Source organism: Pseudomonas koreensis (assembly GCF_024169245.1).
Lineage (GTDB): Bacteria > Pseudomonadota > Gammaproteobacteria > Pseudomonadales > Pseudomonadaceae > Aquipseudomonas > Aquipseudomonas koreensis_F.
Map to the genome: position 1 here is coordinate 1,427,501 of NZ_JALJWP010000001.1, position 21,315 is coordinate 1,448,815.

Consider the following 21,315-nt stretch of genomic DNA (forward strand, 5'->3'; position numbering starts at 1 on the left):
GAGATTAGCGGAACGCTCTGGAAAGTGCGGCCATAGTGGGTGATAGCCCTGTACGCGAAAATCTCTTGTCAATGAAATCGAGTAGGACGGAGCACGAGAAACTTTGTCTGAATATGGGGGGACCATCCTCCAAGGCTAAATACTACTGACTGACCGATAGTGAACTAGTACCGTGAGGGAAAGGCGAAAAGAACCCCGGAGAGGGGAGTGAAATAGATCCTGAAACCGTATGCGTACAAGCAGTGGGAGCAGACTTTGTTCTGTGACTGCGTACCTTTTGTATAATGGGTCAGCGACTTATTTTCAGTGGCGAGCTTAACCGAATAGGGGAGGCGTAGCGAAAGCGAGTCTTAATAGGGCGTCTAGTCGCTGGGAATAGACCCGAAACCGGGCGATCTATCCATGGGCAGGTTGAAGGTTAGGTAACACTGACTGGAGGACCGAACCGACTACCGTTGAAAAGTTAGCGGATGACCTGTGGATCGGAGTGAAAGGCTAATCAAGCTCGGAGATAGCTGGTTCTCCTCGAAAGCTATTTAGGTAGCGCCTCATGTATCACTGTAGGGGGTAGAGCACTGTTTCGGCTAGGGGGTCATCCCGACTTACCAAACCGATGCAAACTCCGAATACCTACAAGTGCCGAGCATGGGAGACACACGGCGGGTGCTAACGTCCGTCGTGAAAAGGGAAACAACCCAGACCGTCAGCTAAGGTCCCAAAGTTATGGTTAAGTGGGAAACGATGTGGGAAGGCTTAGACAGCTAGGAGGTTGGCTTAGAAGCAGCCACCCTTTAAAGAAAGCGTAATAGCTCACTAGTCGAGTCGGCCTGCGCGGAAGATGTAACGGGGCTCAAACCATACACCGAAGCTACGGGTATCACCTTCGGGTGATGCGGTAGAGGAGCGTTCTGTAAGCCTGTGAAGGTGAGTTGAGAAGCTTGCTGGAGGTATCAGAAGTGCGAATGCTGACATGAGTAACGACAATGGGTGTGAAAAACACCCACGCCGAAAGACCAAGGTTTCCTGCGCAACGTTAATCGACGCAGGGTTAGTCGGTCCCTAAGGCGAGGCTGAAAAGCGTAGTCGATGGAAAACAGGTTAATATTCCTGTACTTCTGGTTATTGCGATGGAGGGACGGAGAAGGCTAGGCCAGCTTGGCGTTGGTTGTCCAAGTTTAAGGTGGTAGGCTGAGATCTTAGGTAAATCCGGGATCTTAAGGCCGAGAGCTGATGACGAGTTACCCTTTGGGTGACGAAGTGGTTGATGCCATGCTTCCAAGAAAAGCTTCTAAGCTTCAGGTAACCAGGAACCGTACCCCAAACCGACACAGGTGGTTGGGTAGAGAATACCAAGGCGCTTGAGAGAACTCGGGTGAAGGAACTAGGCAAAATGGCACCGTAACTTCGGGAGAAGGTGCGCCGGTGAGGGTGAAGGACTTGCTCCGTAAGCTCATGCCGGTCGAAGATACCAGGCCGCTGCGACTGTTTATTAAAAACACAGCACTCTGCAAACACGAAAGTGGACGTATAGGGTGTGACGCCTGCCCGGTGCCGGAAGGTTAATTGATGGGGTTAGCTAACGCGAAGCTCTTGATCGAAGCCCCGGTAAACGGCGGCCGTAACTATAACGGTCCTAAGGTAGCGAAATTCCTTGTCGGGTAAGTTCCGACCTGCACGAATGGCGTAACGATGGCGGCGCTGTCTCCACCCGAGACTCAGTGAAATTGAAATCGCTGTGAAGATGCAGTGTATCCGCGGCTAGACGGAAAGACCCCGTGAACCTTTACTATAGCTTTGCACTGGACTTTGAATTTGCTTGTGTAGGATAGGTGGGAGGCTTTGAAGCGTGGACGCCAGTTCGCGTGGAGCCATCCTTGAAATACCACCCTGGCAACTTTGAGGTTCTAACTCAGGTCCGTTATCCGGATCGAGGACAGTGTATGGTGGGTAGTTTGACTGGGGCGGTCTCCTCCTAAAGAGTAACGGAGGAGTACGAAGGTGCGCTCAGACCGGTCGGAAATCGGTCGTAGAGTATAAAGGCAAAAGCGCGCTTGACTGCGAGACAGACACGTCGAGCAGGTACGAAAGTAGGTCTTAGTGATCCGGTGGTTCTGTATGGAAGGGCCATCGCTCAACGGATAAAAGGTACTCCGGGGATAACAGGCTGATACCGCCCAAGAGTTCATATCGACGGCGGTGTTTGGCACCTCGATGTCGGCTCATCACATCCTGGGGCTGAAGCCGGTCCCAAGGGTATGGCTGTTCGCCATTTAAAGTGGTACGCGAGCTGGGTTTAGAACGTCGTGAGACAGTTCGGTCCCTATCTGCCGTGGACGTTTGAGATTTGAGAGGGGCTGCTCCTAGTACGAGAGGACCGGAGTGGACGAACCTCTGGTGTTCCGGTTGTCACGCCAGTGGCATTGCCGGGTAGCTATGTTCGGGAAAGATAACCGCTGAAAGCATCTAAGCGGGAAACTTGCCTCAAGATGAGATCTCACTGGAACCTTGAGTTCCCTGAAGGGCCGTCGAAGACTACGACGTTGATAGGTTGGGTGTGTAAGCGCTGTGAGGCGTTGAGCTAACCAATACTAATTGCCCGTGAGGCTTGACCATATAACACCCAAGCAATTTGCATGCTTCAAGCTGAAAAGCGAGAGAGCACCAGATTGCGGTGTGTGAAGACGAAACGAACCGAAAGTTCGAAACGCACAAACACCTAGCTGTCACATACCCAATTTGCTGAAGCGAGGCCATCTGGTCACGACTCAGTACCCGAATTTCTTGACGACCATAGAGCGTTGGAACCACCTGATCCCATCCCGAACTCAGCAGTGAAACGATGCATCGCCGATGGTAGTGTGGGGTTTCCCCATGTGAGAGTAGGTCATCGTCAAGATTAAATTCCGAAACCCCAATTGCGAAAGCAGTTGGGGTTTTGTTTTAGTAGAAGTTCCTGTTTTTGCTGGCTTGTTACCGTGTTGACGGGCCAGATAAAGAATTTCTTGACGACCATAGAACATTGGAACCACCTGATCCCATCCCGAACTCAGCAGTGAAACGATGTATCGCCGATGGTAGTGTGGGGTTTCCCCATGTGAGAGTAGGTCATCGTCAAGATTGAATTCCGAAACCCCTGTCTGCTAACGCAGACAGGGGTTTTGTCATTTAAGCGTGTGCAAAAGATCAGGCTGTTCTGCGGATCTTGCTGCTGCGTCTTGCCTGCCACTTGCGCCACCAGATATAAACCCCCGTCCCTGACAACCCCGCAATCAACACACCCAATACTGCGATCATTACCTGCCCTGTCACCCCGATGATCCGTCCCCCATGTATCGGCAACTGGAGTCGATAGAACTGCTCCCCAAGCGTGCCCTGTCCTGCTATTTCCTGCCCTAATAATCGGCCATCGGTACCGTGAAAGAACAACCAGGATTTACCGTGTGCGTCCGTATCGTGCTGCCCAAATCCGGCGCCGTAGAAGTTGTACTCAAAGCTGTAATACAACTCGCCGATTGCCGCCGTCAGTCCTAATCGCTTCCCCTCCTGCAATGCCCTTTCGTACGCCTGTTGATAGCTCAACTGTGTCGTCCCCAGTTCATCGGCGGGCATTCGCCCTCTGGCTTCATAAACGCTCGGCTCTATCGGCGAAAACAACGAGACAGCGGGCTTGAACACTTGGCTCGGCAAGTTCATCGCCACGCTGCTGACGGCGATCGGTGAGAGCAGCAGCCACAGCCATAATCCTCCGGCGCGGTGCAAGTCGAAGTTCAAGCGGTAGGCATGCCCGCCTTTCACCTTCCACGCAGTAGCCCATTTCTTCCAGAATGGCTTGCCACGCGGCAGGGTCAGCCACAACGCGACGAAACAGTCGATCACCCAAGCGATGGCTACCAGGCCCATCAACAGCAATCCCCAGTTACCGGGCAATGTCAGGTTGTAGTGAAACTCCAGAATGAACGGAATGAAGTTCTCCCGCTGGAAACAACAATCACCCCAGTAACGCGTGCCTGTCTGTTCTGCGCTGACAGGGTCCAGATAGAACACTTGATTGCGTTCATCGAACGGCTGGCCCGTCGCCGGATCCCTCCGCGCCACTGCCGCCAGCAGCGCCGTGTGCCCCGCCTCATGCGGATACTCCATGTACCAGATCTGCAGTTTCGGATGTGCAGTCTGCACCGCATCCACTAAAGCACCGGGTGGCAGGCGCTCACCCACTGACGTCGCCTCGTAGAACTGCGGATTCAGCCACTCATCCAGTTCATGATTGAACGCAAGCACACTGCCGGTCAGCCCGGCCAACAATAGAAACACCGCTGTAGCCAATCCGATGTAACGATGCAACAAAACCAGAAACGCACGCATGTAAGACACCCCGAAGAAACGACAAAGCCAGCCCCTGACATCAGGGGCTGGCTTTTTTATGCACAGGACACGCTTTAGAACTGATAGCTGACGGTCGCCGCTACGTTGCGTTCTTCGCCCATGTAGCAGAAGTTCAGGCTGGCGCAGGACGCGACATAGGATTCGTTGGTCAAGTTGTTTGCATTGAGCCGCACATCCACGCCTTTCAAGCCAACCTTGCCCAGGTCATATCCAATCGAGGCGTCGAACAGCGTGTAAGACGGCACCTTCATGGTGTTCTCGGCATCGGCCCAGCTGTAGCCGACGTAGCGCACACCGCCACCCAGGCGCAGACCATCAAGTGCGGCACTGTCGAACTTGTAGTCAGCCCACACCGAGGCCATGTGGCGCGGCGCTTGAGTCGGCGAGTTGCCCTTGTTCTCGATTACATCGGTCGGCGTGCTCAAGGTGCTGATCATCGATTTGGAATATTCGATGTCAGTGAAGGTGTAACTGCCGAGCACTTTCAAGTTGTCGGTCAGTTGCGTATGCGCTTCCAGCTCCAGACCTTGCGAGCGCACGGCACCGACCGCGCGATAGAAGTTCTCCTGGGGCAGTTTGGTCGCGAGGTTTTCCTGATCGATGCGGAACAGCGAGGCGGTGAACAGGTTGTCGGTGCCCGGTGGCTGGTACTTCAAACCGACTTCCCACTGCGTGCCATCGGTGGGTGCCAGTGGATTGCCGGCGCTGTCGGCATAGGAGTTCGGATTAAACGACTCGGAGTAGCTGATGTAAGGCGCCAAACCGTTATCGAACAGGTATAACGCGCCGGCGCGCCCAGTGAGTTTCGTGCGTCGATCATTGATCTCTGTACCAACAGGACGCCCCGCTTCAGCAATGCGGTTTTCATCGGAGGTCTCTACCCAATCCTGACGCACGCCCAGCGAGAAGCGCCACTTGTCCATCTCGATCAGGTCTTGCAGGTACACACCGGTCTGTTCGAGGCGACGCAAATAGCTGGTCTCACCGTACATCTCGATCGCCGAGTTGCCGTACACCGGATTGAACGCATTGATCGGTGCCAGTCCACCGCTGGTCCAGTCGACCACTGTTTTGCGCCGCTGATAATCCGCGCCCATCAGCACCGTGTGCTTGGTCGCGCCGGTGAAGAATTCGGCCTGCAGCATGTTGTCGACGATAAACGCATGCAGCCGCTCATCACCGCCGGTGTAATAGCGATTCAGTTCATTGCTGGTCGGTGTGGTCCAGCCATAGGCGTAGACCTGATCCATGTTCACTTTGGAATCGAGATAACGGAAGTTCTGCCGGGCGGTGAAGACGTCGTTGAAGCGATGTTCGAACTGGTAGCCGAACGATTGCTGGTCACGGGAGAAACCATCGATTCCCGGCTCACCCTCGAAAAAACGCGGCGAGATACGGTCGCCATTGCGCTGATGGAGGGAGCCAACAGCCGGAACACCGGCATGGTAACCACCATCGGGATCGTGCTGCAGATAGGCCTGCAGGGTCAGCGAGGTATCCTCACTGAAATCGATGCTCAGCGTTGGGGCGAGGGCGAAGCGCTTTTCCTTGTTGTGGTCGAATTGCGTGTCGGACTGGTCGCTCAGTCCGGTCAGACGATAGGCAATGCGCTTGTCGTCATCGACCGGGCCGCTGAAATCAAAACCAACCCCGCGCTGACCTTGGGTACCGACCATGGCCTGGACCTGGCGGTACGCCTCGTACAAGGGTTTTTTACTGGTCAGTGCGACCAGACCGCCGGGCGAGCTGCGGCCGTACAGCACGGATGACGGGCCCTTGAGAATATCCACGCGTTCGAGGAAATACGGATCGACTTGCATGGTGCTGTAGGTGCCGCTGTCGCCCATCACCTTGAGGCCGTCGAGATAGATGTTGTCCACCGAGCCGTCGTTGAAACCGCGCATCGCCACGTAGTCGTAACGGTGCGTGGCGCCGTACGGATTGGTCAGCACGCCCGGGGTGTAGCGCATCGCTTGCGACACGGTTTGTGAGCCCTGGTCATCCATTTGCTCGCGCGTGACCACGGATACGCTCTGCGAGGTTTCCAGCAACGCGGTACTGGTCTTGGTGGCGATCTGGCTGTGCGTGGCGTTGTAGCCGGCCATGCTGCCCAGCGCATTGCCGAGGGCAAAACCTTTGATGTCGGTAGTCGGCAAGGCCAGTGCTTCGCTTTCGGCGAGCGGGCGCAGGATGTAGCTGCTGCCGTCCTGGCTGACGGCTTCCAGTCCCGAGCCGCCGAGCAAATGGCTCAAGGCCTGATCGGTCGAATATTCACCCTGCACGCCCGGGGATTGCCGACCTTGGGTTTGTTGGGGCGTCATCGCCAGGGTGATGCCGGCCTGCCGGGCAAACTGATTCAACGCCTCGCCCAATGGCCCGGAAGTAATGTTGTAGCGGTGGCTGACCTCGGTGCCAGCAGTGGTGGCGGCCAGACTCAGGCTCGGTAATACGCTGACGCCCAGCGCGGTGGACAGCAGGGCTGCCCGCACCGCATGGCGCAGCAGTGTCGATTCTGCAGTGAAATTCAGAGGGTTCTTACAAGTAGCGCGGACAGTCATCATGGATTTCCGTAGGCAGTCGCGAGGGCTGAGTTGAAGTGCTTACTGACTAAGCCGGACTGCCTGGAAAAACCCGCCAAAAAAATTTCACACCGCGCGCTCAAGGGTCACCCACCAACGGGTGCGGTAGCGCAGTTGCACCGGCAGCGTCTGCGGCAGGACCGCCAGCAGCCTGTCGGTGTCCTCCAGACGGAACACACCGGACAAGCGCAGCTCAGCAATATCCGCCGCGCAACTCAGAAACCCCGGGCGATAACGGGCGACTTCAGCAAGAAAGTCGCCCAGCCGCATATTGCGCGTGACAATCAAGCCATCGAGCCAGGCGCCCGCATCCATATCCAGCGTCGGTGCCGCGCGCAAACCGCCTCGATCGACCAGAAAGCTCTGTCCTGCCAGCGCTTCAAGCGCATGGCCACCAGCGTGAACCACGACCCGGCCGCGGGTAACGCTGAGCCGCGTGCACTGATCTTCCTGACGCAAAATGAAACGCGCCGCGAACGGCTCATAACTCCCGTGGCGATTCTGTACGCGCAGCGGTCGGTTCGTCGCCGCGCCTTCGTCAGAGCCGCCGCAGGTAACAATGATTTCGCCGCGGGTCAGTTTGATCAGGCGCTGCCGGGCGGTGTAATCGAGATCCACGGCACTGGCGGTATTGAGCTCGATCCGCGTGCCGTCGGGCAACTGGAAGCCGCGCCGTTCGCCGGTCGCCGTCGCGTAGTCGGCGCTCCATTGCTGCCAAGGGGCGCTGTCCTTGGCCAGCCACGCGGCGGAGCCCATCAACAGCGTGCCCGACAATAACTTCAAGGCCTGGCGTCGGCCCAATCCCTGCGCACTGTTTTCCAAGGTGTTGAAAGCGACCTGCGCACCAGGCACGGCGCGCAGACTGGAGCTCAATTCGGCTTGCAGCGACTGCACCCGCTGCCAGGCGATTTCATGTTCGTGATGCTCGGCGCGCCACTGCTCGCACTGGCGGGTCAGCCGGGGATTGCCATGATTGTTGCGCAGCCGCAGTAGCCAGTGAATCGCTTGCTTGACCACCTGTTGGCGCGGCTCGACACGGCGACCGAGTGAGAAGTTATCCACAGGCATCAGCTTTCATACCGCAACACATAGCAGTGATACAGCGCATCGGCGACGTAGCGTTCCACCGAGCGAACCGACACGCCGAGTTGCTCGGCGATCTGTTTGTGCGTTAAACCTTCGCACTGCGCCAGCAGAAACGCCTGACGTACTTTCGGCTTCAGTCCCTCAAGCATGCGCGCAATGCTTTCCAGCAATTCCAGCACCAACGCTCGGGATTCGGCGTCGGGTGCTTCGCCTTCAGGCAGATGAGCGATTGTTTCCAGATAGGCGCGCTCGATTTCCTCGCGGCGCCAATGATCGATCACCAGGCCGCGCGCGATGGTCCGCAGGAAAGCGCGGGGGGCTTTCAGTTCGAGGCGTTCGGTGCGTTGCAACAGGCGCAGGAAAGTGTCCTGAGCCAGATCGGCGGCATCCGCTGCATTGCCCAGCCTTGCGCGCAGCCAAGCGTTGAGCCAGCCGTGATGACTACCGTAAAGCGCCTGTACGACCAACTCAGGTGAAGACATGACCACGCCAGCCCGAACGTCACAAATGATAATTAGTCGCATTGTCATCAAGGGTTACAGATTTTGCAACTGCCGCTCCGGTGTCGTTGAAAAAAACTTCATCTCAGCCGCTCTGGCACGCCGTTCGGCGGGAATCAGCCACGAATCTCATCCATTTCCTACGCGACCCTAAGATTTATCGCCGACTGGCCGACAGACTGGTGAGAAATGCGTGCACCAAAGTAGAGCGGCCAGAAGAATGCTGCCTGCGCTGTACATGGAATGTTGCATCCGGAACGCATACCCACTTTTGGCATAAGAAGTCCTCTGAAATGAATCTCAAGTTCAGCCATAAAATCCTCTTGGCCGCTTCGGGCGTCGTCGTCCTGGCGTTCGCCTTGTTCACGCTCTACAACGATTACTTGCAGCGAAACACCATTCGCCAGAATCTGCAGTCCTCTGTGCAACAGGCCGGTGATCTCACCGCCAGCAGCGTGCAGAACTGGATGAGCGGGCGGATTCTGGTGCTGGAAAACCTCGCGCAGAACGTTGCTCACCAAGGCAAGAATGCCGACTTCCCGGGCCTCGTCGATCAGCCGGCCTTCACGTCGAACTTTCAGTTCACTTACGTGGGACAGGCCAACGGTGTCTTCACCCAACGTCCCGATGCGAAGATGCCGGATGGTTACGATCCGCGTCAGCGCCCTTGGTACAAGCAGGCAGTAGCCGCCGACAAAACCATGCTGACGCCGCCGTACATGGCAGCGGTCGGTGGCCTGGTGGTGACCATCGCCATGCCGGTGAAAAAGGACGGCGAGTTGCTCGGTGTGGTCGGTGGTGACCTGAGTCTGGAAACCCTGGTGAAGATCATCAATTCGGTGGATTTCGGTGGCCTCGGCCATGCGTTTCTGGTCAGCGGTGACGGCCAGGTGATCGTCAGCCCGGACAAAGATCAGGTGATGAAAAACCTCAAGGACATCTACCCGAACACCAACGTGCGCATCGAGAAGGGCAATCAGAACGTGGTGCTCAACGGCCAGGACCGCATTCTGTCGTTCACCCCGGTCAGCGATCTGCCGAATGCGCAGTGGTACATCGGTCTGTCGATCGATCGCGACAAGGCCTACGCCGCACTCAGCCAGTTCCGCACCTCGGCGCTGATCGCCATGTTTGTCGCGGTCGCGGCGATTGCGTTGCTGTTGAGCCTGTTGATCAACGTGTTGATGCGTCCGCTGACCACTATGGGCCGCGCGATGAAAGATATCGCTCAGGGCGAAGGCGATCTGACCCGACGTCTGGTGGTAGAGAGCAAAGACGAGTTCGGTGAATTGGGCAGCGCGTTCAACCAGTTCGTTGAACGGATTCACGCGTCGATTTCCGAAGTATCTTCCGCCACCCGCCATGTCCATGATCTGTCGCAACGGGTGATGGCATCGTCCAACGCTTCGATCATAGGTTCCGACGAGCAAAGTGCACGCACCAACAGCGTCGCTGCCGCGATCAACGAATTGGGCGCGGCCACTCAGGAAATCGCCCGCAACGCGGCGGATGCGTCGCAGCACGCCAGCGGTGCTTCCGAGCAAGCCGATGACGGGCGTCAGGTGGTTGAGCAGACGATTCAGGCGATGACCGAGTTGTCGCAGAAGATCAGCCTGTCGTGCACGCAGATCGAGACCTTGAACGCCAGCACCGACAACATCGGCCACATTCTCGATGTGATCAAAGGCATCTCGCAGCAGACCAACCTGCTGGCGCTCAACGCGGCCATCGAAGCCGCCCGTGCCGGTGAAGCCGGACGCGGTTTTGCCGTGGTTGCAGACGAGGTGCGTAACCTTGCGCATCGCACCCAGGAATCGGCAGAAGAGATCCACAAGATGATCACCTCGCTGCAGGTCGGTTCGCGTGAAGCGGTGAGCACGATGAACGCCAGCCAGGTGTCCAGCGAGCAGAGCGTGGAAGTGGCGAATCAGGCCGGTTTGCGCCTGGTCAGCGTGACCCAGCGCATCGGCGAAATCGACGGTATGAACCAGTCGGTGGCAGCTGCGACCGAAGAGCAGACTGCGGTGGTGGAAACCCTCAACGTTGACGTCAACCAGATCAACCTGTTGAATCAGCAGAGTGTGGCCAACCTCAACGAAACGTTGAAGGATTGTGATGCGTTGTCGCAGCAGGCGAACCGGTTGAAGCAGTTGGTCGACAGCTTCAAGATCTGACCGCGTTATCGTTCTTCGCGAGCAGGCTCGCTCCCACAGGGTGACCGCATTCCTATAGAAGGAATGCAATCGAAATGTGGGAGCGAGCCTGCTCGCGAAAGCGGTGTGACATCCACCGCAAATCCGAAGCCTTAAACAAACAGCTTCAAGACATTGCCCATCGCATCATCGGCAAACCCCTGCACGAAATCCTTGAATCCCGGCAACGCTTCATCCCCACCCGCAGCCGGCTTGGCGATGATCGTCCAGGTCGCCCGAGATTTCCCTTCGCTCAGCGATTCCACCTGCATCGCCGCCCACAGATTCGCCACCCCCAAGGTGTTGTAAATCGTCGTCCAGGTCATGCGCCGCGCGTGTTCATCATGAGAGTTGAGTTGTTCGACCACGACGTTGCCGTCCTTGAAGATTTTCTTGCGCAGCGAAGACACGCCTTCGCCGGTCATTTCGGTGTGCGACAGCGCCGGAATGAATCGATCGAAGCCGGCGAAATCGCCCACTACGGCCCAGACTCTTGCCGCGTCCGCCGGCACTTCCACCGATGACACGACGTGGCAGCCTTGCGGGTTCTTGATCAGGGTGTCGGGTTGCAGATTGCTCATGGTGTTGCTCCTTGTTGATGAGTCAGAGAAAGTTGATCTCTTTCAGGTAATCGCAGCCGCGACGCAGCAGCGCCGGGGATTTCTGCGGGTAGTGCGCGCCCATCTGCTGCACGCCGGCCTCGGCGTTGGCGTGGCCGATCAGCGAGATATCGCCGATGTCCTCTTCGAAGCCGTTTAGGTAGAAACCGAGCACGCCGAACAGCGCGTTGTCGGCGTCGACCCGGTTCAGTTGCTGCTGCCAATCGGTAACGCTGACCAGCGAGAACTCGCTGCCGGTTTCGCGGAACGAAGCCACGTAGGCATCCCAGCTCAGCGGCTCGGGGTTGTGCAGATTGAACACCGCCCGCTCCGCTGAATAACGGCTGGCATGGAAGGCGATGAAACGGGCGAGAAAGTCCACCGGCATCAGGTCGAAATTCAGCGCAAAGGCCGGCACTTGACCGAGCTGGATCGAGCCTTTGAGCATCAGCATCAAGCGGTTCTTGTGCGGCTGACAAACGCCGCTCAGGCTGTTGAAGCTGATGTTGCCGGGGCGATACAGATTGACCCGCACACCGCGCTCGCGTGCCCGTTCGAGGATGCGTTCGCCGACCCACTTCGACAGGTTGTAGCCGTTGCGAATGTAGATCGGCGGCGTCGCGGCGGCGGGCAACTCGAGCACTCGACCGGCGTCATCCACGGTGCTGGAGGCCGACAGGGTCGAGACGAAATTGAAGATCTTTTTGCTCCGCCCTTCGCACAGCTTCAGCAGGGCAAAGATCGGCTCGACGTTGTCCGCTGCCAGGGACTCGTAATCGAGTACGTGGTTGACGTTGGCGGCGTTGTGCACCAGCGCGCCGAACTCGCAGTCCAGGCGTTGATAATCGTCATTGCCCAGGCCCAGTTGCGGGCGACTGATATCCGCTGCGTAAACCCGCACACGGCTCAGATCGAGGTGCTCCAGACGGTTTTCCCGCAGGGCCTGAGCGAAGCGTTGCGCCGCCGTTTGCCCGGCGCCGTCGCGCACCAGACAGGCGACCTCGCTGGCGCCCCAACCGAGCAGCGCTTCGACGATGTGCACGCCGACAAAACTGTTGGCACCGGTGACGATGACCTTGTGTACATCGCCCATGCGGCTGATTGGCAGCGGCTCGATCTCCAGCGCGCGCTCGGCGTCGGCCATGGCCTGGGCGCTGAGTACCGCACTGTCATCGGTACCGCGCACCAGCGTCGCCAGCTTGGTGATGGTCGGTTGTTCGATGAAGCGATTGATCGAAATGCTTCGGCCGAATTCCTCGCGCAAGCGCAGCAACATCCGCGACAGCAGAATCGAATGGCCGCCGAGATTGAAGAAGCTTTCGTCGGTGGAAATGTCGCTGGTCGGCAGTTCCAGCAACTCGGCCCAGATCTCCAGCAACAGCGCTTCGTCGGCATTCGCCGGCAAGCATTTCGCGGCGCTGTCTTGCACGGTCACCGGCAATGCCAGCAGCGCATTACGATCGACTTTGCCGTTGCTGGCGAACGGCATATGCGGCAATTCGGTCCATGCCACGGGTTGCATGTAGTCCGGCAGAAACTGCCGGGCGTGGGCTTTCAATTCGTCCCGGGCAGTCTCGGTCTGTGGCTGGGCGAGGAACGCTAGAATGCGCCGCTGACTGTCGATGACCACAGCGATCTGCCGATACAAGCGGCTCTCGCGCAGGCAGCGTTCGATCTCTTCCGGCTCGACGCGAAAGCCACGGATTTTCACCTGGTTGTCGCGCCGCCCGCACAGCTCGATACCGTGCTCGCCCCACTTGGCCATGTCGCCGCTGCGGTAGGCGCGCAAGGTATCGCCGCCGGGCAGTGACAGGCTCAGATAACGCTCGGCGGTCTGCTGCGGATTGTTCAGGTAACCGAGGCAGACACCGGGGCCGACGATGAACAGCTCACCGACGGTTTGATCGGGCACCGGTTGCAGATCGTCGTCGAGAATCAGCACCCGACTGTTGGCGATCGGCCCTCCTAGCGTGCGGTTGCTGTCGCCCGGTTTCAGCTGGCGCGCGGTGATCAGTACGGTGGCTTCGGTCGGGCCGTAAAGGTTGTGCAGGCTGCCTTGGCGGGTCAGTTGCTCGATGACAAACGGCTCGCAGACATCGCCGCCGGTCATCACTTGAACGCCTTCAAGGTGTTGCAGCGGCAGAATGCTCAACAGCGCCGGCGGCAGGAAGGCGTGGGTCAGTTGCCGACGGCGAATCAGCGCAACCAGTTGCAAAGGATCGCGACGCTGGGTGTCGTCCGGCACCACCAGCTCCGCGCCGACGAGCAGGCTGGGAAAGATGTCGATCAGCGACGAATCAAAGCTCAGCGACGAGAACTGCAATACCCGACTCTCGGCGCGCAATCGCACATAGTCGGCGTACCACGCAGTGAAGTGAGCGAGATTGGCCTGGCTGAGCAGCACGCCTTTCGGATGCCCGGTGGTGCCCGAGGTGTAGAGCGCCATGCACGGCGCATCAAGCTCGGGCGGGTGCAGCATCAGCGGCCGATCGAGATCGGCGTCGGTCGCCTCGATGCCACTGACATCCAGCCCGGTTATCGATTCGCTGAGCGCCTGCTGCCCATCGTGGAGCAACAACACAGCGCCGGCGTTTTCCAGGATGTATTGCTGACGCTGCAGCGGATGACTCGGCTCCAGCGGCAAGTACACCGCGCCGCTGCCGAGAATCGCCAGGATCGAAGCGAACAACGCCGGGTCCTTGCCTTGGCAGACTCCGACCACCCACGGCTGCGGATGTTGCTCGAGCAAGGGCAGCAGTCGCTGTTGAATCGCGCGGCTGTGGGCGTGCAACTGGCGGTAGCTGATGGTCTGTCCGCCGAGGTACAGCGCCGGCCGTTCGGCATGCTCGATCAGGCTCTGTTGCAGACGCTCGATCAGCGGGGTCTGCGCTTGCTGCAGCAGTGCAGGTTTCGCCGTATTGTTGAGGCGGTGGACGTACGCCAGTTTGTCGAGAAACAGCAGATCTTCCAGCCGTTCGAAATCCGGCGCGCTCAGCGCAGGGGCATGGCGGAAATAATCGCCATCGCGGGAAAAGCGGCTGACCAGCAACGCCACTTCGTCGACCACATGAGCGAGCGCTCGCTGGCGTAAGGACTGACCATTGCCGGACGGCTCATCGCCGATCGGCACGCGGCTGATCAGCGACGAGCCGAGGAAACACAGCAAATCGAGGATCGGCAGGCCGCCATGGTCTTGCGCAGCGACACCCAGGCGCAGGTGCAGATGGGGGATCGCGCAGAAGTCGCCGGCGCCGATAAAGCCATCGTCAATGATCAGATCCACAGCCGCTGGTGTCGCCGCGCTGCGGGTCAGTGCATGGCCGTGTTGTTCGAGTTCCTGCGCCAGATCGGTCATGGCCTGGCTGGCGCCGGTGAGCAAAATGTCGAGACGTTTCATGTCGGCCTCCTCAAACCAGATAGTCGCGCAGGGCGTGCTGCACACACGGTGTGTCGAGCAGCGAGCTGTTGTGGAAAAACTTGACGATGTTGCCCACCAACGGGTGGTGGCGGTTGATCGGGAAGGCCAATCCAGCGATTTCCTCGCGCAGTGAACGCCGGGTGATTTCGCTGACCGGCAGTGCATCGATCAGGCGCAGGTCGAAGGACTTCTGGATGTCGTTGGTCAGGTAATGGCCGATGAATACCGGCAGAATCTGCGCGATGGTTTCGCGGTCCGCGTCGCTGGCGGTGTGCCAATAGATGCGCACCATCCGCGCCCAGAAACTGGAATGGCGACCCTCGTCGAGCAAATGGTCGGCCATCAGGCCCTTGATCGACGGCTTGACCGAATCGTCGCGGGCGAACGCGGCGACGTCGCCGGTCACGGTGTTTTCGGCGATCGCCACGCAAATCAATTCCACCGCGCTGCGCAGGTGCTCCGGTGCCAGTGCAACGGCGGCGGGAATCGCCCGGCTCAGTTCGATATCGTCGGGCAACTGAATTGGTTCGATACCGGTCAGCGCGACGGTTTGCTGCATGAAATCCATGGCCACCAGCGCGTGATAATCCTCATCGACCACCACGGTCATCGCGTCGTAGCGACAGGCGAACGGGAACGCCACGGCGAAGCGATTCTTGGCAATGCTGCGGGCGGTCTTGTCGACGATTTCAGTCTCGAAAATCACTACGTCATTGATGAATTTGTACAGCGTCTGCACCAGCGCGAAATCACGCTGTTGCGGGCATTCACGCAGGAAGGTTTCGCTGAGCACCAGCGGCTGGCGGCTGAGCGGGTAGATCAGGCGCTGATCGTCTTCGAGAACTCGTCGCGGACGGGTGCGGATGGTCGCGCGGGTTTCCCAGGCCTCGGCGAAGGATTGATAGTCGGCGGCGTTCATTGGACCACCTCGACAACTTCTGCGCCCATGCTCAGGCGCAGCCCGTCCCACAGGGCGATGCGGCTTTCCACGGCGGCGATGGCACTGGCGTAGACCTCGGCCTCGCGCTGCGGATCGCCATCGACCAGACGCTCCAGCAAGTGTTCGGCGGCGGGGCCGTGGTCTTCGGAATCCACTTCGATATGCCGTTGCAGGTAATACCGGAACGTCGGCGCCTGTTCGATGCCGATGCCCCAATCATTGAGGATGCGCTGGAACATGGTGGGAATGACGCTTTCGCGACCATGCAGGAATGCGGCGGCGACGCTATGTCCCGGCGCCTCCAGGGCAATGCGCAAGGTATCGCGGACGAACTGCGCGGCCGCGGGGTCGACGTCGACGCTCTGCAACGCGATGTCATAACTCACGCCTTCCTGCTGCAACGCGACGAAACGCTCCACCGCCGTGGTGCTCGCGCCGATTTCGCGCATCGCATCCAGGTACAACTCGAAATGGCTGTAGTGGCCGGCATCGAGGCGATCGTCCGATTCCTCCCCCAGCACAATCTCGTTGATCAACCGCGCCGCGTGAGGATCGCGCGGCGGCAGCCAGGGCAACCGTGTGCAAGTCAGTTCCTGTTGCAGACGCTTGGTCAGCGACATGAAGTCCCATACGGCAAATACATGGGTTTCCATGAAACGGCGTAATACCGATAACGAAGTAATCTCGGAGAAGATCGGGTGAATACTCAGTTCGGCTTTCTTCAGGGCGAGTTGCTGCTTGGTGGGCATCATGATGTCCTTTATCAGTGCTATGAAGTGCACAGTTCTTTTCAGTTGCTGTAAGCGATCGAGAAAGTTGGAGAGAAAGTTATCCCGGCACTTTCTTGATCGCGCTCTGGCGCCGTTGCGGGGCCACGGTTGCTGCGTTTGATACGTGAGGTATGCCGCGCTGAACAGCGAAGTTCAAACCTGGCGAGAGAAAGCTAATACAGGGCAAAAGCAATTAACAAGTTTATTTTCAATTATTTCAAGTTGGCTGTTTTTCAAGTACGAGAGTTGCCGATAAAACTTTCAGATGAAGTTTTATTTGGGCGAAGTTGCTCCTTTCGGCTAATCAGGGCCAAAATTGATAAAAAGAGTGAATGCCTCACTCGAAGCAACTTTCAACTAAGGAGATTGATTGAATTGATGGGGGACGAAAGTTGGCCGGGACCGGCGCCATGACTTCCTGTTTCCCGTGACAAGGCTCCTTCCGTAGGTTCCTGTTGCGGAGACTGTGCCGTCAGGGCGGCGTGTCCCCGTTCTATAGGGTTGGCGCTGGAAGAGTGCGGGTAAATTGCCGTCACGGCTATTACCGATTGGTCATTGCCATAGAGCGACAAAGCGTTGGTCCGGGCGCGGCGGGCAGCCGCGCGCACGCCGATCCGCTGCCAGAGCTGGCAGCAGAGCGGTCGCGAAGATTTGTAAGGGGATTATTCGGCGAGCGAGATATCAGCGCGCAGTATGGCGCTTCTGTGCGGCGGGGGTCGCCAGGTAGCGGGTGATGACCTCAACGCCACGGTTGAGGTGCTGCTCCAGCAGTTCGAGTGAACGCGGGATGTCTCGCTCGACCACGGCGTGAAGCATGGCGCGGTGGTCGTCCTGAGACAGCTTGCCCAGGCCCATGGCTTCCAGGTTGAAACGCAGAAAACGCTCTTCCTCGTTGAGGCCGTCCTCCACCAGGCGCAGCAGTCGCTGATTGGGCGCCTTGCTGTACAGGGCCATGTGGAACAGACGGTTGAGGCGGCCGATTTCGTTGTAGTCGTGCTGGGCTTCCAGTTCGTCGATGAAGCCGGCGGCGAGTTGATGCTCGGTGTCAGTCAGCAACGGAATCGACTGCCGCAATGCCTCGGATTCGAGCAGAATGCGCAACTCGTAGGTTTCGGTGGCATCGCCCTGGATCAGCGGCGCAACCACGGCGCCTTTGTGCGTAGTGACGCTGAGCAGTTCCTGCGCTTCGAGCTGGCGCAAGGCCTCGCGCACCGGCATACGGCTGACCCCGAACAGATCGGCCAGATCCTGTTGGCGCAACGCAGTGCCACAGGGCAGGCGTCCATCGAGGATGGCCGAGCGCAGGGTTTCTTCAATTACCGACCGGGCCAGATGCGCAGGAATCGGTCCTTCGACTTTAATGCTGTGCAGCGGTTTGGGCTTCTGAGTCACGACAACACACCCTGTAGGTCGTAATATTTGGATCCAAATGACACTAGTGATTGCTCTACAGGTTGTCAAACCTTGTAAAACATAACGCTGCCATCTCAAGTCTAGCGCGTCTTTCGATGATCTCACGGTGCCATTGTTTTTTGCCGGGCTAAGCTTCACCATCAAACGCTTCCTTTCTGCCCTTCTGGAAACCTGCTGTGGCGGTACGTTTCGCGATCCCTCGGACCTTGCGCTGGCTTGGCTGCGCATTGCTGCTGGCCGGCGTCATGCTGGGCGGTCTGCACGCCGATTGGGATTTTTCCGCGATCAGCCGCAAGGCCACTGCTCTTTACGGGCCACTGGGCGCCGGGCAGCAGCGCATCGACGCCTGGCAGAATCTGCTGGCGACGCAGAAGCAGGCCAGCGAGATGGACAAGCTCAAGCTGGTGAACCTGTTCTTCAACAAGCAGGTGCGCTACGTCGAAGACATCGATCTCTGGCGCGAGGTGGATTATTGGGAAACCCCGATCGAAGCGCTGTGGAAGGGTGCCGGCGACTGCGAAGACTACGCCATCGCCAAATATTTCAGCCTGCGCCATCTCGGGGTTTCCAGTGACAAGCTGCGCATCACCTACGTCAAGGCGCTGCGCCAGAACCGCGCGCACATGGTGTTGACGTACTATGCGACCCCCGATGCCATGCCGCTGGTGCTCGACAGCCTGATCGATCCGATCCAGCCGGCGTCGCAGCGGACCGATTTGCTGCCGGTCTACTCTTTCAATGCCGAAGGCTTGTATCTGCCGGGCGCCAAAGGCAATAAAAAGGTTGGCGACACCAAACGCCTGTCGCGCTGGCAGGATGTGCTGAAAAAAATGCAGGCCGAAGGTTTTCCGGTCGAGACGACTAACTAGGAGCACGCGCTCAGATGTCTTTGTTCAAACAGCTGTTGATCGCTATCTGTCTGTTCCTGGTCGTGGCCTTCACCGGCAGCTTCATGGTCAGCCTGGAGAGCTCGCGCACCCAGTACGTCAATCAGTTGCGCTCCCACGCGCAGGACGCCGCGACGGCGCTGGCGTTGTCGCTGACGCCGAATATCGACGACCCGGCGATGGTCGAGCTGCTGGTCAGTTCGATTTTCGACAGCGGCTATTACGCGAGCATTCGCGTGGTCGACGTGAAGACCGAGCAGACCATTGTCGAGCGCAGCGGCACTCCGGCGGTGAGCAATGTGCCGGACTGGTTCGTCAGACTGATCGGCCTCGAGCCGGCCGGTGGCGATGCGCTGGTCAGCCGCGGCTGGGAGCAGGCGGCACGGGTCGAAGTGGTCAGCCACCCGATGTTCGCCGTGGCCAAGCTGTGGCAGAGCGCGCTAGGCAGCCTCGGCTGGTTGTTGATCTGCGGTGCGCTGAGCGCGGTGCTCGGCGCGCTGCTGCTGCGTCGGCAGTTGAAGCCGCTTGATTACATGGTCCAGCAGTCCCATGCCATCGCCCGTCGCGAGTTTCTCAGCCTGCCGGATCTGCCGCGCACGCCTGAGTTGCGCAGGGTAGTGCAGGCGATGAATCAGATGGTCGAGAAGCTCAAGACGCTGTTTCAGGAGCAGGCCGAGCGCAGCGAAAAGCTGCGCACCGAGTCCTATCAGGACAACCTCACAGGCCTGGCCAACCGCCGCTATTTCGAGATGCAACTGAACAATCGCGTGAGCAACTCGGAGCAGGCCAGTTCCGGTTATCTACTGCTGTTGCGGGTCAAGGATCTGGCCGGCCTCAACCAGCGTCTCGGCGGCCAGCGCACCGACCAGTTGCTAAAGGCCGTGGGCGAGCAATTATCCCGCGAGTGCGCCCGATATCCACAAACTCAAGACTTGGTAACGCGCATTCGCGGCGGTGAGTTCGCCGTGCTGGCGCCGGGGCTGGTGCGTGAGGAAGCGCTGCAACTGGCGCAGAATCTCGACAATGCCTTGAGCAGCCTGCATGCCACCGGCGCGACCGATGTGCCGGCGGTGGCTTCCATCGGGCTGGCGCCGTTCACCCATGGTGATTCGCCGCAAGCAGTGCTGACCCTGGGCGATCAGGCACTGGCGCAGGCCGAAGGCCAGGGCGAGCAGAATTGGGCGTGCATCGATCAGAGTCTGGTGGCGGAGGTCGGCGACGATCATCACGCCTGGCATCGACTGCTGGATCAGGCCTTGAGTCAGCAGCGTTTCGAGTTGTACTTCCAGCCGGTGGTCGCCGCGCAGGACACTCAATTGGTGCTGCATTACAAAGTGCTGTCGCGCTTGCTCGACGAGCAGGGCCAGACCATTCCTGCCGGACGCTTTCTGCCGTGGCTGGAGCGCTTCGGCTGGACCGCGCGGCTTGATCGGCTGATGCTCGAACGCGTGCTCGAGCAGATGAAAGGGCACGAAGATTCGCTGGCGCTGAACCTGTCCTCGGCGACGCTGGCCGATCCGCAGGCGTTGAACAAAGTCTTCGAGATTCTGCGCGCGCACTCCAACCTCGGCGCGCGCCTGACCCTGGAAATCGGTGAGGAGCAATTGCCTGAACAGGCAGTGCTGGAACAGTTGACCCGACGCCTGCGCGAGCTGGGTTTCTCGCTGAGCCTGCAGCGCTTCGGCGGGCGCTTCAGTATGATCGGCAACCTGGCGCGGTTGGGTCTGGCGTATTTGAAGATCGATGGCAGCTACATTCGGGCGATCGATCAGGAGAGCGACAAGCGTCTGTTCATCGAAGCGATCCAGCGCGCGGCGCACAGCATCGATCTGCCGCTGATTGCCGAACGGGTCGAGACCGAAGGGGAGTTGTCGGTGATTCGCGAGATGGGCCTGTATGGCGTGCAGGGGCAGTTGCTCGGTGAGCCGAAGCCTTGGGGCCTGAACTGATCGTTCCCACGCTCTGCGTGGGAATGCAGCCCGTGACGCTCTGCGTCACAACGGTGACGGGCCGTGATAACTGAGTTGCGGTCGGAACGCGGAGCGTCCCTTGATGCATTCCCACGCGGAGCGTGGGAACGATCATTGTGGGAGCGAGCCTGCTCGCGAAAGGGCCAGTCCAGTCGGTGAAGATCCAGGATCAGATCAACCCGCCCTCATCCTCATCGATCAACTGGCTCAACCCGCCCAGCGCTTCACGCGCCTGGGTGCGGTCCATCAGTTTGGCCTGGGCCGCCGCCGGCAGGTCGGTGACGCGGATCACGCCTTTCTGGGTCAGCACCTGAATCAGGTCGTCGAGCACCCGAATCATTTCAAAGTCGCTCTGCTTGAGCTGTCTGAGGCTGTTTTCCACGGCTTCGTTGGCGTACCACGCCTGAATCTCATGGTTGTCGGCGGGCAGCGTTTCCGTGGCCTCGGCGTACGCCGCAGCTTCCACGCGAATCAACTGGCCTTGCGCATCGCGTTGCACGTAAAACATTGAGCATCCCTCACAAATGAACAGCGTCATGCTGTCAGCAGCATAGCCAACTGCGCGCCAGTATGCGGGG

General features: G+C 58.8%; 13 protein-coding genes, 3 rRNA genes and 1 pseudogene (1 of these 17 running past the window's edge). 7 read left to right on the forward strand and 10 right to left on the reverse strand.

The features are described from left to right. The 3 genes from J2Y90_RS06670 to rrf (J2Y90_RS06680) all read left to right on the forward strand — a co-directional run. Nucleotides 1–2,613 (forward strand): 23S ribosomal RNA (locus tag J2Y90_RS06670) (it extends 281 nt beyond the left edge of the window). Nucleotides 2,614–2,780: 167 nt separating this feature from the next. After that, nucleotides 2,781–2,896 (forward strand): 5S ribosomal RNA (rrf, locus tag J2Y90_RS06675). Nucleotides 2,897–3,001: 105 nt separating this feature from the next. Then, nucleotides 3,002–3,117 (forward strand): 5S ribosomal RNA (rrf, locus tag J2Y90_RS06680). Nucleotides 3,118–3,183: 66 nt separating this feature from the next. Here the strand turns inward: rrf (J2Y90_RS06680) and J2Y90_RS06685 are convergent. From J2Y90_RS06685 to J2Y90_RS06700, 4 genes are all read right to left on the reverse strand, one after another. After that, nucleotides 3,184–4,362, reverse strand: a complete 1,179-nt coding sequence (locus J2Y90_RS06685) for a PepSY-associated TM helix domain-containing protein (protein WP_253497704.1) — start codon at nt 4,360–4,362, stop codon at nt 3,184–3,186. A gap of 74 nt (nt 4,363–4,436) precedes the next feature. Then, a complete protein-coding gene (locus J2Y90_RS06690) occupies nt 4,437–6,941 on the reverse strand; it encodes a TonB-dependent siderophore receptor (protein ID WP_253497705.1) in 2,505 nt (834 codons plus the stop codon). 87 nt (nt 6,942–7,028) lie between these two features. Next, nucleotides 7,029–8,030: a FecR domain-containing protein gene (locus J2Y90_RS06695; RefSeq protein WP_253497707.1), complete on the reverse strand. Its 1,002-nt coding sequence runs from the start codon at nt 8,028–8,030 to the stop codon at nt 7,029–7,031. Next, complete coding sequence (locus J2Y90_RS06700; RefSeq protein WP_253497709.1) at nt 8,030–8,530, reverse strand: sigma-70 family RNA polymerase sigma factor; 501 nt, start codon at nt 8,528–8,530, stop codon at nt 8,030–8,032. The genes J2Y90_RS06695 and J2Y90_RS06700 overlap by 1 nt, the downstream gene beginning before the upstream one ends. A 311-nt stretch (nt 8,531–8,841) precedes the next feature. Here J2Y90_RS06700 and J2Y90_RS26700 point away from each other — a divergent pair. Continuing rightward, nucleotides 8,842–9,867, forward strand: a pseudogene (locus J2Y90_RS26700) (HAMP domain-containing protein); the annotation flags it as partial. Between the two features lie 69 nt (nt 9,868–9,936). Continuing rightward, nucleotides 9,937–10,722: a methyl-accepting chemotaxis protein gene (locus tag J2Y90_RS26705; protein ID WP_429462265.1), complete on the forward strand. Its 786-nt coding sequence runs from the start codon at nt 9,937–9,939 to the stop codon at nt 10,720–10,722. Between the two features lie 131 nt (nt 10,723–10,853). Here the strand turns inward: J2Y90_RS26705 and J2Y90_RS06710 are convergent, their stop codons facing one another. From J2Y90_RS06710 to J2Y90_RS06730, 5 genes are all read right to left on the reverse strand, one after another. After that, nucleotides 10,854–11,321 carry an SRPBCC family protein gene (locus J2Y90_RS06710; protein WP_253497714.1) on the reverse strand — a complete coding sequence of 156 codons (468 nt, stop codon included), beginning with the start codon at nt 11,319–11,321 and terminating at the stop codon, nt 10,854–10,856. A 22-nt stretch (nt 11,322–11,343) separates the two neighbouring features. Further along, nucleotides 11,344–14,736 (reverse strand): amino acid adenylation domain-containing protein, encoded by a 3,393-nt coding sequence (locus J2Y90_RS06715; RefSeq protein ID WP_253497717.1) that lies wholly within the window; start codon nt 14,734–14,736, stop codon nt 11,344–11,346. Nucleotides 14,737–14,746: 10 nt separating this feature from the next. Continuing rightward, nucleotides 14,747–15,676: a diiron oxygenase gene (locus tag J2Y90_RS06720; RefSeq protein ID WP_253497720.1), complete on the reverse strand. Its 930-nt coding sequence runs from the start codon at nt 15,674–15,676 to the stop codon at nt 14,747–14,749. Further along, nucleotides 15,673–16,449, reverse strand: a complete 777-nt coding sequence (locus J2Y90_RS06725; protein ID WP_253497723.1) for a DUF3050 domain-containing protein — start codon at nt 16,447–16,449, stop codon at nt 15,673–15,675. Before J2Y90_RS06725 ends, J2Y90_RS06720 begins: the two co-directional genes overlap by 4 nt. Nucleotides 16,450–17,148: 699 nt before the next feature. Continuing rightward, entirely contained in the window at nt 17,149–17,859 is a 711-nt protein-coding gene (locus J2Y90_RS06730) for a GntR family transcriptional regulator (RefSeq protein WP_253497727.1), read from the reverse strand. Between the two features lie 197 nt (nt 17,860–18,056). Between J2Y90_RS06730 and lapG the strand changes: the two genes are divergently transcribed. Together lapG and lapD are read left to right on the forward strand one after the other, a co-directional pair. Beyond that, nucleotides 18,057–18,749 (forward strand): cysteine protease LapG, encoded by a 693-nt coding sequence (gene lapG, locus J2Y90_RS06735; protein ID WP_253497730.1) that lies wholly within the window; start codon nt 18,057–18,059, stop codon nt 18,747–18,749. A gap of 14 nt (nt 18,750–18,763) precedes the next feature. Then, nucleotides 18,764–20,716 carry a cyclic di-GMP receptor LapD gene (gene lapD / locus J2Y90_RS06740; protein WP_253497733.1) on the forward strand — a complete coding sequence of 651 codons (1,953 nt, stop codon included), beginning with the start codon at nt 18,764–18,766 and terminating at the stop codon, nt 20,714–20,716. A gap of 190 nt (nt 20,717–20,906) precedes the next feature. On the opposite strand, the gene J2Y90_RS06745 is transcribed toward lapD, so the two are convergent. After that, the gene (locus J2Y90_RS06745; protein ID WP_042610141.1) at nt 20,907–21,245 is read right to left on the reverse strand and encodes a hypothetical protein; all 339 of its coding nucleotides are present in this window, start codon (nt 21,243–21,245) and stop codon (nt 20,907–20,909) included. Nucleotides 21,246–21,315 lie beyond the last annotated feature (70 nt).